Annotated in this window: 15 protein-coding genes; 1 reads left to right on the plus strand and 14 read right to left on the minus strand. The window is 43.3% G+C overall.

Translation table 11 applies throughout. The features are described 5' to 3' along the window. The first annotated feature begins 284 nt into the window (after positions 1–284). A complete protein-coding gene (locus ACFPU1_RS00980; protein ID WP_385937447.1) occupies positions 285–773 on the plus strand; it encodes a competence protein ComK in 489 nt (162 codons plus the stop codon). A 565-nt stretch (positions 774–1,338) separates the two neighbouring features. On the opposite strand, the gene ACFPU1_RS00985 is transcribed toward ACFPU1_RS00980, so the two are convergent. From ACFPU1_RS00985 to ACFPU1_RS01050, 14 genes are all read right to left on the minus strand, one after another. Beyond that, the gene (locus ACFPU1_RS00985; RefSeq protein WP_385937450.1) at positions 1,339–2,118 is read right to left on the minus strand and encodes a response regulator transcription factor; all 780 of its coding nucleotides are present in this window, start codon (positions 2,116–2,118) and stop codon (positions 1,339–1,341) included. Positions 2,119–2,376: 258 nt separating this feature from the next. Continuing rightward, the gene (gene csrA / locus ACFPU1_RS00990; protein WP_054636903.1) at positions 2,377–2,604 is read right to left on the minus strand and encodes a carbon storage regulator CsrA; all 228 of its coding nucleotides are present in this window, start codon (positions 2,602–2,604) and stop codon (positions 2,377–2,379) included. Further along, positions 2,604–3,053: a flagellar assembly protein FliW gene (fliW, locus tag ACFPU1_RS00995; RefSeq protein WP_385937453.1), complete on the minus strand. Its 450-nt coding sequence runs from the start codon at positions 3,051–3,053 to the stop codon at positions 2,604–2,606. Before fliW ends, csrA begins: the two co-directional genes overlap by 1 nt. A 24-nt stretch (positions 3,054–3,077) precedes the next feature. Then, positions 3,078–3,659, minus strand: a complete 582-nt coding sequence (locus ACFPU1_RS01000; protein WP_385937456.1) for a DUF6470 family protein — start codon at positions 3,657–3,659, stop codon at positions 3,078–3,080. Positions 3,660–3,690: 31 nt separating this feature from the next. Further along, a complete protein-coding gene (gene flgL / locus ACFPU1_RS01005; protein WP_385937459.1) occupies positions 3,691–4,851 on the minus strand; it encodes a flagellar hook-associated protein FlgL in 1,161 nt (386 codons plus the stop codon). A 242-nt stretch (positions 4,852–5,093) separates the two neighbouring features. Continuing rightward, positions 5,094–6,689: a flagellar hook-associated protein FlgK gene (gene flgK / locus ACFPU1_RS01010; protein WP_385937462.1), complete on the minus strand. Its 1,596-nt coding sequence runs from the start codon at positions 6,687–6,689 to the stop codon at positions 5,094–5,096. 111 nt (positions 6,690–6,800) lie between these two features. After that, on the minus strand, positions 6,801–7,298 hold the full coding sequence (locus ACFPU1_RS01015; RefSeq protein WP_385937465.1) for a flagellar protein FlgN: 498 nt from the start codon (positions 7,296–7,298) through the stop codon (positions 6,801–6,803). A gap of 155 nt (positions 7,299–7,453) precedes the next feature. Further along, entirely contained in the window at positions 7,454–7,717 is a 264-nt protein-coding gene (gene flgM, locus ACFPU1_RS01020; RefSeq protein WP_385937468.1) for a flagellar biosynthesis anti-sigma factor FlgM, read from the minus strand. A 95-nt stretch (positions 7,718–7,812) separates the two neighbouring features. Next, positions 7,813–8,235, minus strand: coding sequence for a TIGR03826 family flagellar region protein (locus ACFPU1_RS01025; RefSeq protein ID WP_385937471.1), 423 nt, complete (start codon positions 8,233–8,235; stop codon positions 7,813–7,815). A gap of 38 nt (positions 8,236–8,273) precedes the next feature. Then, positions 8,274–9,125, minus strand: a complete 852-nt coding sequence (locus ACFPU1_RS01030) for a ComF family protein (protein ID WP_385937474.1) — start codon at positions 9,123–9,125, stop codon at positions 8,274–8,276. Between the two features lie 332 nt (positions 9,126–9,457). Further along, positions 9,458–10,981, minus strand: coding sequence for an ATP-dependent helicase ComFA (locus ACFPU1_RS01035; RefSeq protein ID WP_385937477.1), 1,524 nt, complete (start codon positions 10,979–10,981; stop codon positions 9,458–9,460). Positions 10,982–11,088: 107 nt separating this feature from the next. Beyond that, complete coding sequence (locus ACFPU1_RS01040; protein WP_385937480.1) at positions 11,089–11,940, minus strand: DegV family protein; 852 nt, start codon at positions 11,938–11,940, stop codon at positions 11,089–11,091. Between the two features lie 545 nt (positions 11,941–12,485). Then, the gene (locus tag ACFPU1_RS01045; RefSeq protein WP_385937483.1) at positions 12,486–13,199 is read right to left on the minus strand and encodes a response regulator; all 714 of its coding nucleotides are present in this window, start codon (positions 13,197–13,199) and stop codon (positions 12,486–12,488) included. Between the two features lie 263 nt (positions 13,200–13,462). Further along, positions 13,463–14,605 carry a sensor histidine kinase gene (locus tag ACFPU1_RS01050; RefSeq protein WP_054636893.1) on the minus strand — a complete coding sequence of 381 codons (1,143 nt, stop codon included), beginning with the start codon at positions 14,603–14,605 and terminating at the stop codon, positions 13,463–13,465. Positions 14,606–14,736: the final 131 nt, after the last annotated feature.

Consider the following 14,736-nt stretch of genomic DNA (forward strand, 5'->3'; position numbering starts at 1 on the left):
CGTCCACGTCCTTGTGGCTGGATACTTTATTTAGTGACCAGCAGTACCCTGTCGGCCGCCAGGGCTCGCTGTTATCACCTACATAAGTAATATCGGAGGATGGAGCAAACTGTTTACTATTTTTCTAATTTTCTTTTCTGCCATCGTTTCAATTAGGTACATATAACCAAAACTAAAATACTATGTCAGATTTCCTGACAAATTGTAGATATTTGGAATTTCATGAGTATAATAAAAATATAAAGTAAATATTCACATAATTATAAATTAGAGGAGGACGAGAAATGGAACAACATGTTGTGGAGAATTATATTGTAAACAAGGACACGCTGGCTTTGGTACCCTACTTTAAAGGAGAAGCGAAGACGCTAATTTATGAAAAAGGAAAGAAACCTATTCTTGCGAAGAAAACTCCTCTTAAGATTCTGGATGACGCCTGCATTGCTGGCGGGGCCTCCCTTGAAGGAAGAAATAAAGCAGTGAGAGAGCGAACGAATATCCAGAAGAAACGGCCTGTTCCTGTGAATCTGGATCACATGATTTATGCCTTTCCCGTCATGTCTTATTTGGCGACGGATAATGAGTGGGTATTCATTCATCATTTAATCGGATTTGAGCATGCCATCCCTTCAAAAGACAAAGGAAATACTGTTCTCACTTTTTCCGATCAACAGAAGCTTACGGTAAGGGCGAGTAAGTATTCTATTAAACAGCAGATGCAGAGGACTCACACGTGTATTGTAGAATTCAATCCAAAGAATGATGCCAGTTAATTTTGTTTTTTGTTCCTGCACTTCCTTAGAGACTACATAAGTACATGGGCCAGCATTCAATGGACGGAATCTACGTTCACTAAAGAGAACTTTTTAATAAAAATAATTTTATATAGTACAAAACAGAGAGCGTAACCCCTACCGCTCTCTGTTTTTTTGCTTTATAAAGAACTTTCTGGTATTAAATTACCAAAAAGTTCTTGATTACGAACGAGATTCGTTATAAAATATTAATAAGTTCTTAATCAAAGATTAAACTCTTTCTATTCCCTTATTTTCATTGTTTGAAACATGACTTTTTTTTATTATTTAACCTATTAAAATAGTAAAGGAGGACAATCACTTGCCTTATTTTAACATGAGAAAAGTTTGGACCCCTTTGCAGTTTCTCGGGGTAAAGCTGTATAAAACAGACGACGGCATATATTTTATTAAATTTTTTAATGGCTCTCACAAAATGGTTAACCGGTGGAAATACAATAAAATGGAGGCCTATAAAGCGAATCGCTAACCCAAAACTTTTATCCTCAAACTATTATTCTATCTCTTTGCATTACTTATTTATTTAGGATGTTTTTACCCAGCCGCTTTCAATTGCCCGCTTTATCGTATGAGTGCGGTCATTCGCAGCCATCTTCTTCGTTAAATGGCTGACGTGGTTATTTACAGTTGCAACCGCCAAGTAGCATTCCTCTGCGATTTTGCGGTTGCTTTTGCCTTCTAAAATTTTCTCTAATATCCGGCATTCGGCTTCTGATAAATTCTCCATTGCTTTTTCATAGATCAACTCAAGCCGCTTGTTTTCTGATTCCGTTTCTATCCTATATAGTGAACGATAAGCATTAACAAAGCGCGGCTGGAAAACTGGATCAATATAGACCATAAATTCCATTGCTCGTAGGTAATGTACAACCCATTCTTTGGGTTCTCTATCTCCGCACAATAGTAGTGAAACCTGATGTTTCAATAAATGGTTTGTTTTCCCCTCATGTTCTTCACCTAAATTAACACCAAGCCTGCAAAGAATCTCCTGATCTGTTATTACTTTAATTTTTTCTATGATCTCTTCAGGATCGACTTCAATATAATACAGGCAGTTTTTGTTCAATCCAGATTGCAAGTATGCTGAAAGCTCTTCCCCCTGGCACTTGTAAATGGTGCCCTCTATCTGCTCTTCAATTGTTTCTATTGCAAACGCTTTACAGGAATTAAATAAAACTGTGGGTGCCTTCCCCCCATGTATTGCAGAACCGTGCATTCCTCTCACTTCTGTATCCCCCTCTTGACGTTCTATCCTCATCGTTGTTTCTTTTCCCTTGGCAACAGACTCACGTGTATCCCGCAATTTTCTACAATATCCCCTGAATTTTGTCTACGTATTGTGAAAGCAACACTCTTCTTATTCATCTTTATGAATGTAAATATTACCTTTCTTGCGCGATTTATACAAGGTGCGTCTGTCCCATAAATGTTAACAAAATGAAATAGTATCGTATTATTTTTTCATTTTTTTTCAAAAAAAAGTCGAATTTACAAAAATGTTGCTAGTCTTTACCTAGAACTTAAGAACGAAAAAAGTAGAAATCTATCAAATTCTAGATTTCTACTTTTTCAATTGTTGTGATAGTTTTTCTAACAATGAAAGATCCGAGGAGGCAGCTTCGTTGTTTTCTTCTTCAATCGCCAAAAAGATTTCTTTCCGATGAATGTCAATATGCTTCGGCGCGTCAATTCCTAGTTTGACCTGGTCTCCATCAACGGCTACTACTTTAATCTCAATGTCTTCTCCAATTTGAATGGACTGGTTGGGTTTTCGGGTAAGCACCAGCATTACCTTTGTCCCTCCTCAGCTAATTCTTTTGGAAAAATTCGATGCTTTCTATCATAGGGGCTGTCATTTAAGAGAAGCTGTTTTCCCTTCTGCTCTTTCACATTTAATATGACTGGTGCTTGAAGATTTGCCGATGTGTCTTTAAAGGGTTCCTTTAATGTAAGAATCGTAAAGATTGCCACGTCTTCTTCTTTTTTAATCATAAGTTGTTCTTGCAGGCTTTCAGGGAGCTTCACCTGATAATCTTGAAAAAAAGAAAACGGGCTCGCAACCACAAATGCAACTTCCGGACTTTTAACAGATTGCAGAATCTGAAACACCTGGTCCTGACCGAAGGGAAGAAGCACAAATTGTGTTTCCGATTCAAATGCCGGCAATCCTTTTTCAAAAGAAAAAATGTCCCGCTCCTCGATGTCTATCTCCCCTACATATTTCGACTGTATGTTCATGTTGGTCCACCTTTCTATGGCTTATTACATGGTGCGATTCACGTGACTGCCAACCACCTGAAAGGAAAGAGAAGGCTTTTGTTTCATATAAGCTTGCGTTTCCCAGCGATCCACCTTTATTTCCGGTTCCCTTTTTTCCACATGAACAGTCGTTTCCTTTGGATTTGCCTGGATGCTTACCGTGGATGGCTGAAAATCAAAAGAAACACGAAACGCATGTTTCGGCATGTATTCTAAGTGAAGTTCACTTTGCTCTGGCTGGGTTCTTTCCCTTGCAATTCGTTGTATGGCGCCGGTGCCATGTTCAATTTTTTTCAGCTGTTCGCCTTCGGCATTTTTTAAAGCAATATATTCTGCAAGCTGCTGAGAGGCTTTTTGGATATGTTCATTGGCAGCACGCAAGGGTGTTTTCAAACCGGCATCGGCGAAAGCTTCACTTTGGTCGATGAACAGCTTTGAAGCTGTAGTGGATATGTGGACAAGGTCATGGTGGTCCTGCTCAATGTGCATATTTGGGAAAGGAGTGTGAATCTGTAGATGCGGTCTGTGGCTGCTCCGACCTGTTTCCCCTGGGACCTGGGTGATATGAATTACCTGCATCTCCATCACATTCTCCCCTTTTCAAGCACTGATTGTCCTATCGTAAGAAGTCCATTAACGTAGGCTGCATAATTCTTGCTCCCGCTGCCATCGCAGCTCTGTGAACATTTTCCTGCATCTGTAAATCTATGATTACTTTTTCCAAATCAGCATCTTCATTATCTGACAGGATTCTCTTTGCTATAACTTCCTGTTCATTAAGCCTCGTATCCATCATTTCCACTCTATTAATGCGGGCTCCCAGTTCCGCCCGTTCGTTTACCATATTGTCAATGTGCTTATCAAGGCTGCCAATAAGGCTTGAGATGTCAGACCCTTTTGTAGTCGGATCTTCTAACACCCTAGTCAGATGCTTAATGTCACCGAATAGAGCATTTGAAAATACTTTCTGGGGGTTTGAGTTGACCGGAATGTTAATGCCTTTCATCAGCTCAATGTCCACGTTCTGGGTATTTGTTGATACGGCGTTCCGCTGTGAAACAATGAAGTCTTCTGCACGCAAGTTCTGCGTCTGCTCTTCCGTTTCCCCAGGCTGGACTACTCCTTGTTCATTCGTTACAGGTGCTTGAAAATGGTAGGTAAAGCTCTCATTTTCCAGGATAATATAGTCGTCTTCGTCCTCGTTGATATTTACATAGTGCAGAGGCTCCCCTGCTTCCGGGTCATAGCGATAGATTTCACCGTTATATGAAATTTCATAGAGATCCTGGTTGGCTCCCGGCGCAGACAGTACACCCGGTTCAAGGTTCATCAGGTCCATATCTACCGGTGGGTTTGTCGTATTGGTTCCGTTAAAAATATATTTGTTATTTGTTTTCGTATTGGCGATGGATGCCAAATGCTCAAGCAGCTGCTCGATTTCACTGGCCATGTTAGCCCGCTGGCCTGATTCGTATGTATCGTTTGAAGCCTGGATAGCAAGCTCACGTATTCTATGCATCGCCTGGGTGGACGTATCAAGTGCCGAGTCCGAAGACTCCATCCAGTTGTAGACTTCACTTAAATTGCGCTTGAACTGCTCAACCTCGGTGACCTGAGTTCGGTACCGCATACCGTTCATCGCAACAACCGGATCCTGGGAAGCCCTTGTAATCTTTTTTCCCGTGGAAAGCTGGTCCATGATGTTACCAAGGTTGTTGTAGCCTTTATGGATGTGGCCCAGCGAGTTATGAGCAAGCATGGACTGAGTAACACGCATACTATTTCACCTGCCTTTGTTTTTTCAGAAGTATAGGTAAGCTGTTTGATCCGGAGCTGGCCCTGTTTTGAGGTGAGTTGATTGAAATAATTGCTGCTTTGACCCAATAATTTGGGTTTTGACCCAATTATCTGCGTTTTTGACCCAATTATTGTTCAAAACGACCCAATTATCTGCATTTTGACCCAATTATTGTTCAAATTGACCCAATTATCCTTTTCACATTGATGATATCTTGTAATTTACCGGCCGACGATGCCCATACCATTAATAATTCTGTCCAGCATTTCATCGATCGTGGTAATATTTCGGGCAGCAGCATTGTATGCGTGCTGGAATTGAATCATGTTGGTCATTTCTTCATCGAGGGAGACACTGCTTACAGATTGACGGCGGTGATCAATATTGTCCCGAAGAGCTGCCGAGTTATTTTTCATCCGGTTGGCTTCGTTTGTGGCCACAGCCATATCTCCGATGATACTTTGATAAAAGCTTTGCACGTTTGTGTCGTTGCCGCCAAAATCAAGAGGCAAATCTTTTACATTTGCAAGAGCCAAGGCGTTGGATCCGTCTCCGGCAAAAGCGATCGCTGGATTTCCAGTTGGTGCAGCCGCAGCGATATGGTTCAGGCTGTTTTTAATTTCATCTGAAATTTGTAAAAGCTGAGATGCGCCACTTTTATTTGCGGTGGGCTCGGCAAACGTGAAAAAGCTGATCGGCTCTCCCTTTTCTTCATTCCTAATGTCGTTTAGAGTCCAGCCTGCCTCATGCACCTCGTTAAAAGCCTCTACAAAGGTAGTGACCATAAGGTCGAGTTCAGTCAGCATATCAGGGTATGTTCCCCTGACTTCACCATTTTCCGTGTGTCCGTATGCCGCTACCAGGCCTTTCATTTTTCCCGGAGAATCCAAAAAGGACAAGTCGTTTATGGGGCCATCCAGGGCCTCACCGTCCACCCAGGCCCCGTTGTCCCATGCCAGCGTCATAGCTGAGACAGGAGCTGTTCGATCCTCACTGTCGTATTGAATCTGCATCTGACGGAAGTCATGATTTGCACCGTCTACCAGCTTTGTGATCTGATTTCCATCCCCGTCTGCAAGGTAAATGGTAAAGCTTCCTTCCGCACTGCTTTTCGCCTGGCCACCGCTTGGTTCCTTCTCTATTTGAATATTTGCAATGGCAGACAGCTCATCAATAAGCCGGTCCCTTTCATCGTACAAGTCATTTGGGAGGTAGCCGTGGGGCTCCATAGATGACACTTGCTTATTAATCTCGTTAATTTGCTGCAGCAGGGAATTCACCTGGTTCGTTGTTGTATTGATATCTGCTTTAATGTCACGCTGAATGGCTTTTAAGGAATCAGCTGTGTAGTTAAACACCTCTGCCACGGCGATTCCATTTTGCCTTACAACAGCACGGGCACCGGAATCCTGAGGGTTGGCATTTAAGTCCTGCAAAGAGTTCCAAAAACGGTCCAGGGTCTGGTTAATGCCGTCCTCGGTAGGCTCATTCATGATGTCTTCCATCTTTTCAAGGGAAGTATAGACCGAATCCCAGTAGCCTGCCTTGGCACTTTCTCCGTGGTACTGAACATTCAGGAAGTGTTCCTGCACCCGTTGAACGGACCCTGCTTCCACTCCAGTGCCTATCTGACCTGGGATACGCGGGGCGTTCAAGGAGGCTGGAGGCATAGGCTCTGTTGCAGAAAAATTCACACGCTGCCGTGTGTACCCTTGTGTATTGGCGTTTGCTATATTATGGCCTGTCGTATAAAGTGCCGTCTGCTGGGTCGTCATTGCCCGCCTGGCAGTTTCGAGCCCATGAAAAGTTGAAGTCATCCCGTGCTTCCTCCGTTCTAATTGCTTCATTGATTTTTTTCAATATAAAATAAAATTTGGCTCCTTGACCTCCTGGCTGGTCTGTTTTTTAGGAACGCGGTCGGGCCATAGTTAAGCCCTGGAGTCAAACGCTGAATAGTTCAGCTGACTGTCCTGTCCCTTCTCATGGGGATTCTGGTAGCTGAACGTTTCCTGATCAGGCTGTAAAAGGTCCAGAGAAAGGTTCACAAATTGAAGAGAATCCCGGATCATTTGCTGGTTGAGCTCATTTTGAGCTGACAGTTTGTCCACCTCTTTTAGAAGTCCATCATAAAGAGTCTGCATAGGCTTTTGGTAATCCTGCGGTATCGCTGAAAGAAGGTCATTCATTGAGCCTTCTCCACCCTTTTTAACAAAGTCAGGGCGCTCCGTTAGAAAGGCTGAGACTGCTTTCTGTCTTTTTCCCTCTGCCAGCTGAAGAACTTTCAACAGCTTTGTCTCTTGCTGAATCATAGTCTGCAAGCCTTTTATATCATTTACTTTTATAACTTCTGTTTTCTGAATGGCTATATCATTCATCTGCTGGTGAATCTTCACCAAATCAGCCAGTGACTCAAAAATTTCTTTCACTGTTATAAAAGCTCCTTTTCTTTTATGTAATCAAGGGGGGCTGAAACAAGGGCAGCCTGCTCGTACTCAGTGACGATGTGTCTTTTAATTAAAAGCTTCAGCTTCCTTGTATTCTTTCGGCCAACCCGACTTCGAGGACAGCCCCTATTTCATTTCTATTTCGACCAGTACTCGTAGAATTTTTTCGCGACAGCATGGGAATCTACTTGGTATTCCCCTGCCTCTACTTTTTCCTTAAGTGCTTGAATTTTTTCTTCACGCTCCAATTCAACGCTGCTTTTTTTCTGGAGTTCTTTTGCCGCCTCTGAAATTTCAACCTTGTCGTGTTTTTTTTCAGATGCTTGAGTGGATTTATGTGTTTCCGCTTGTTTTTGATAAGGGTTTGTATGATTAACGGGTCCAAAAGGGTTGATATTCATCGGGTTCACCTCTTTCTCATTCTTTTTCACGGTGGTGAGTGATGGTCCTTTTTTTAATTATAAGGCAAACAGATTCTCTTACCTACTCAAAAAAACTATTGTTTTGCATTGAAAGAATGATAGGTTTTGTATGTCACTGCTTCTCTTTCTTTTATCCTGTCTTTGCGTTCCCGGTCTTTTCTATCTTCTTCAAGCCCCTGTCTGATGTTTTCCTTACAGGAACGGCAAAGACTCCCATCTCTAATTTCTTCTCCGCAGGACGTACACGGATAGGTCATGTTAGGGAAGTGAGTAAGATGCAGTCGTCCTTCTCTTATAAAACGGGAGATAAGAGATTCCGCTACCCCGGTGTTTTCAGAGACTTCCATTCTTGTCGCTGTCCGGTTGTCTCTTTTTTTAATATAGCTGTATACAAGCTCAAATTGTTTTTCAACTTCTTGATGACAGGCATCGCACACACTACGAAGGTTTTTCACGAATAAACTTCCGCACTCTGGGCAATTTTCCAGACTTGCCATTGTATCACCCTCTTCTTTGGTTTCTGGAGATTTCTCTGCTATCCTCTTGCGATGGTTAATGAGGAGACAGCGGCTGCTCCGTGCTCATTGAGGATTTTTGCAGCTTTCCGAACGGTACTGCCGGTAGTGTATATATCGTCAATTAAGAGAAATTGTTTATCTTTTATCGAAAACAATTCAGGATAAGGGATGGCAAAAGGGGAAGATCCTGTTTGGTGAGGGTGTGGCATACGTTCTACTCTTGACCTCTTGCTCTGTTTTGTTTCATGGCGGGTGCGGGTGAGAAGATCAGGAAGATAGAGAACTTGAGAATTTCCCTTTAGTGAGGAAAAGAATTGTGTTAAGAAGGGTTTTTTCAGGAGAAAACCCAGAGGCGGTTGATCAGGAGTTATGGTGGTGGCTAGAAGTTCAGCCTGGTTAAAGCCTCTTTCTGAGAGGCGCTCCTTGCTTAAAGGAATAGGGACGATGTGATAACCGGAAAATTCCTGGTGGTAATAGTCGTTGAGTCTCCTTGTGAAAAGGGAGCTTAAGATGGCATCACCACGAAACTTATAGCGCCCGATAATCTCTTGAAGAAAATCATTGTAGTGATAAAGAGAGCGGTTCTTGTCGAGGAGTCCGCTCCAGTGAGTTGAGGTCTCCCACCTCGTACAGTCGTGACACATTTCATCAGTGGAAATATATTTTTCATCCAGAGTTTCCAAGGAGCGGCCGCATAGGTTGCATAACTTCCACTCCAGCTTTTCCAGTCGGTTTGAACACTCCGCACAGAGCAAGGGCTTTTCTTTCTCATATAATAGATTGCCCCAGGTGACGTGGACGGGATGTGGAGCCCCGCACCACAAACAATTGGGCATATCACCAAGGTTTCGATACGTAAGAACAGACAATACTACTCCTCCTTTTTTAGTGTGCCGGTTTTTGAGGGTGCCCTTTTTTTGGGGTCCCTCCTGGGGGGGGGTGCCTGGCACCCCTACCTAACCTGTAACATTTGTCATGGAAAATTCCGATACCACGGGCTTGACCGCCATCACCCTTTTTCGGTGCCTGGCACCCCTACACAATCTGTAACATTTGTCATAGAGAATCCCATTACAACGGGCTTTGGCCGCAAACACCCTTTTCGGTGCCTGGCACCCCTTCCCAATCTGTAACATTTGTCATGGAAAATCCCGTTACCACGGGCTTTGGCCGCAAACACCCTTACCGGTGCCTGGCACCGTCACAGGATGTTCGCTTTGTTCATTTGTTTGATATGCCGGCGGGCAGCCAGCATGGCATTGCTCTTGCCGTAGTGAAAATAGACTACGTCACCGGTTGGATGATCGGCACTTCTCCCTGCCCGGCCGGCGATTTGCACGAGGGCGCTTTCATCGAAGATGGTCTCCTCCGCTCCCAGCACCGCTACCTCGATTCCTTTCACCGTGACTCCCCGCTCCAAAATCGTAGTCGTCACTAACAAGGGAATTTTCCCTTCCCGAAAGTCCTGAACCTTCCCGCGGCGCTCGGTATCCTCCGCATGAACCCCTTGTATGTTGGAGTTTATCTTTTGCAGCAGCGGCGTTATTTGGTGTAATACCTTTACTGTGGGTACAAACACGAAAGCCTGTGTCTCTGAATCTAGACGCTTCCTGCACCAATCTCGCAGAGCATGGGGAAGCTTCTTTTTTTCTAAAGTCTTCTTCCAGTTTCCTGTCCAGGCAAAATGAGGCTCAGGCAGAGGGTGACCGTGATAGCGGCGGGGAATCTTGACAGCTTCTAATTTCTTCTGCTGGACTCGTTTTTTTAAGTCAGTAGAGGGAGTGGCCGTTAAATAGAATACAGCCGCTGACTTCTTCTTCGCTTTCTGAATGCCAAAGGCCAGACTTTTATCAAACGTGTACGGAAAGGCATCTACTTCATCTACGATCACCAGATCAAAGGCATCCTTAAACCTCCTAACCTGATGAGTTGTAGCAATCACCAGCTGGCCCCAGACATCACGGTCCTCACTGCCTCCGTAAAGCCCTGTTACCTTCACGTCTGGAAAAGCTTTTTTCATACGGGGAAGGAGCTCCAACACTACGTCTGTTCTAGGAGTGGCAAGGAGTACACGCTGTCCAAGCAGCAAAGCCTTCTCTAGTCCCGGAAACAAGATTTCTGTTTTCCCTGCTCCACAGACTGCCCAAAGTAACAGCTCCTGCTCTGTCCCTACTCTGTTTTCTATCTCCGTGACTGCTATTTTTTGCCCTGGTGAAAATTCTCCTTCCCATGCTAAAAGAGAGTCACACTTTTTGCCCTCCTGTGGCGAGGCTCCTTTCCACCCGATCAAAGGAGTGCACTCTGCCACTCTTCCCATCGTGATGCAGTTCCTGCAATACACACAAAGTCTTTCACAACGGGCACAAGGAACTTGGGCAAAGGTAATTGTCTTTCCGTGATTGCCACAGCGATGACAGTGATATCCTTTAGCGCTTTTTTCGATTCCTTTTTTTAAATAAATATATCCATTGAAGTAAGAGTCTCGAAGAATTTGGAATGAGAAAGGAAGTTCATCCGGGAGGAGTTCTTTGCCGGCTAACAAAGACCTAATATCAGTTTGAGGGGTAAAAGCACGGTTTATTTCAATAGAAGGAGTTTCACGGTAAAAACTAATGGATTGGGGATCTTTTTTTAATATTGCTGAAGAAGGTATCCAGGCTTCCGGGAGGAAATAGGGGTGATTTCGGCCAAAGGGGTCAGGCCATTCAACGAGGGCAAATTTCAATAAAAAAGCCTCCTTTTTGAAGAGTTTTAATGTGAGGGGATTTGAGGGTAAAACAAAGCTGCCTCTTTTTGAAGGAAAGCAGACAGCTTCTGAAGGTAAAATGTTAATTAGTCTTTCTGTTTATACCAGCCGATTCCAATGCTGCCTTCCCCAAGATGGGTACCAATAACAGGCCCGAAATAACTGATATCTATTTCAAGGTTATCATACTTTTGGTCCAAATGATTTCTGATTTCCTCAGCTTTTTCCGGCCTTTGGGCATGAATCACTGTAGCGCGGATTGGCTCTCCTTTTGCTGCATCTTCATCTAGGAGCTCATATACTCGGTTCACGGCTTTTTTAGCTGTTCTGACTTTTTCAAAAGGGACAATCAGCTTATTCTCAAAGTGAAGAACAGGCTTAATTTTCAAAAGACTTCCAACAATTGCTTGCGCGCCGTTTAATCGACCTCCACGGTGGAGATGATTTAAGTTATCTACGACAAAATAAGCACGCATGCTTTCTCTCATTTCAGATAACCGAGTCATAATGTCATCCACAGAGTGCCCATCCTGGGCCATTTTTGCTGCTTCAATAACATAATAGCCTTGTGGGGCACAGCTAACCTCTGAATCAAAACAATGCACATCCACTTCTTCAACCGTTTCGCCCACAGTTACAGCAGTGGAATACGTGCCGCTGATCCCGCTGGAAAGATGGATGGAAATGATCGCATCATGGTTCTCTCCAAGCTTTTCGAACGTTTCCAAAAACGTCCCCATTACTGGCTGTGACGTCGTAGGCAGCTCTTCACTTTCACTCATTTTCTTATAAAATTCATCAGTCGTTATATCAACTTCTTCTTCGTACGCCTCTTCACCAAAAACCACACTAAGCGGCACTACGGTAATGCCGTATTTATCCAATGTTTCCTTGCTTAAATAGGCTGTACTGTCTGTTACGACCGCAATATTCGGCATAGGTTATCCCCGCTTTTTCTTTTATTTTCGTTAAAACCTCTGTTCTCTCTTTTCTGTTCTCTCTTTAATGATAGTTTTTCTTGACCGTTTCTGCAAGGTAAGATTCCCTTGGAGCAAGGCACGTCAACGCTTTTCCCCTTCACCTCACTACGGCACTGCCGCGGTACCTTACTACGGTGCCTGGCACCGCTTTCCGTTGTAACAAGACTGTAACCCTTCTTCAGCTCTATCCCCTGGCAGCAAAGGATTTCTCTTCCACTCCCCGTATATGGTGCCTGGCACCGCTCTCCGCTGTAACAGGACTGTAACCTTATTTCAGCTCTAGCCCTTGATAGGAAAGGATTTCTCTTCCATCCCACCTGTACGGTGCCTGGCACCGCTCTCCGCTGTAACAGGACTGTAACCTTATTTCAGCTCTAGCCCCTGATAGGAAAGGATTTCTTATATTCTGCCTTTTTTGGTGCCAGGCACCCCTTTAGGCACCCCTTTCCAAAAACGAAATCAAAAAAAGTGCAAGGGATTGTTCCTTTGCACTTTTTCTATGCTTATCTTACTTTTACCCAGCCTTTTTTGATCGATTCTACGACGGCTTGAGTCCGGTCATTTACATTCATTTTCTGTAATATGTTGCTGACATGGTTCTTGACTGTCTTCTCACTGATGTAGAGAGCTTCCCCTATCATCCGGTTACTGTAGCCATCAGTCATAAGCTGGAGAACTTCACACTCGCGACGTGTCAGAATGTGAAGGGGCTTCCGGTACTCCACTTCCTTAAAGCCCACTTCTCCCTCCTCTTCACCGCCATCTCCGCCAGTAGCAAGGCGTCGATATTCGTTGATAAGATTATGAGTGACTTTTGGATGAATGTACGCTCCTCCGGCCCCTACTACTTTCACGGCTTCTATTAACGCTTCGGCATCCATTTCTTTTAATAGATAGCCTGCTGCTCCAGTCTTTAACACGTGGGTTACGTAGGACTCGTCATCGTGGATTGAAAGGATAAGAACCTTGATATCAGGATACTGATTAACCAGGTTTTTCGTTGCTTCAACACCATTCACACCCGGCATATTAATGTCCATCAACACAACATCCGGTTCATGTTTCTCGACCAGTTCAACCGCATACTGGCCGTCATCGCCTTCTGCTACGATTTCAAATCCTGGCTCCATGGCCAGAATTCGCTTTACCCCTTCACGAAAAAGTTGATGGTCATCTATTAGTAACAATTTAATCTTTTCTACTACTCGTTCCTGCATAAACCTCATCCTTTCCAAATCTTACAATTGTGATTGATCAGTATGTTGAATGTTCTATATTAGTAGTTACAATTGAAGTAGATTTTATCTATTGATAAATCACCAATGTTCCTTACAAAGGTTTTCGGTTGATAAAGCATGCGTAACAGCTGGCTTTATTCTCTTACAATCGGAACTCGTATCCATTTGCCAGCTAAAAATTAGGATCGGTGAAACTCCTACTTCTATAAGTTAACTAGAGTGAGTAGTCGCAAAAAAGCCTGTTACTCCTGCTCGACTTTGTAATGATTAGGTACCTTAATCATGACTGTGGTCCCTTTGTTAGGTGCGGAGTCAATAGACATTCTCCCTTTCAGGACATTAATTCTCTCTTTCATTCCCATAATCCCAAAGGAATTTTCAGTTTTGGCGCTTTTGTCAAAGCCTTTGCCATCGTCTTTTACTACAATAGAAATATCAGAGGCTTTTACTTCCACTTTCACTTTTACTTCAGTAGGCTCAGCATGCTTGTATGCATTTTGAACGGCTTCCTGTACGAGACGGAATAAACCGACTTCCAGATTAGGTGACAGCCTGATTTCCTTCCCAAAATGCATAAACGTAATGTTCATGCCCGAATGTTCTTCAAATGTTTTCAAGTATTTGTTTAAAGTAGGAATGAGGCCTAAGTCATCCAGTGCCATTGGACGCAGATCATATATAATGCGTCTGACTTCTGACAGGCTGCTCTTGATCATACCTTTAAGGTCTCTGATTTCAGCTAAAGCTGCTTCTATTCCTTGATCATTGTATACTCTTTCAACGAGATCAGATCGAAGCAGAACGTTTGCAATCATTTGAGCGGGACCATCATGGATTTCCCTGGCCACTCTTTTACGCTCTTTTTCCTGGGCTTCGATAATCTTTAAGCCAAATTTCTGCTTTTCCTTAGCGTCTTCCACTAATTCTCCCATTTCTTTCAGGTCACCAGTAAGAAAGTTATATACAACAGACACTTGCCCAACAAGAGTTTCAGCCCGATCCATTGTCTCCCTCAGGTGCGTTAACCGAAGCTCAATTTGATCCCTTCGCTTACGCAATTGTTTTTCTTTTTGTTGAAGAACAGCTAAGTTCACCTGATATTCGTTAGCTTGTTCATAAGCCGAACGAACTTCTTCGCTAGAGAACTGTTGGAATTGCTTGCTTACCTCAGCCAAGCGATTCCGGCTTAGACGAGCCTGGACTTCAGTCTTATCCGTTTCCTCTATAATGTGTCCTACTTTTTTTCTCACATCTTGCAATTCTTTAGCAAGAGATTCATATTCCTGCCGAGAACATTCATTGATTTCAAATATCTGTTCTTTACTTTGACTTACTGTATTTAATACCTTCTCAATAACTAAATCAAGATTATTATTATTTGACACCAAGTATTCACCAACCTAATTACGAATCAGATCGTTTGACACACTCTCCTGATCCAGTATGATTATTTTATCACATGGTTGTAGACCTATCCTATAAAAAGGAGAACTCTCAAGAAATTACATAATTATAC

The organism is Thalassorhabdus alkalitolerans, from assembly GCF_042656525.1.
Lineage (GTDB): Bacteria > Bacillota > Bacilli > Bacillales > Marinococcaceae > Thalassorhabdus > Thalassorhabdus alkalitolerans.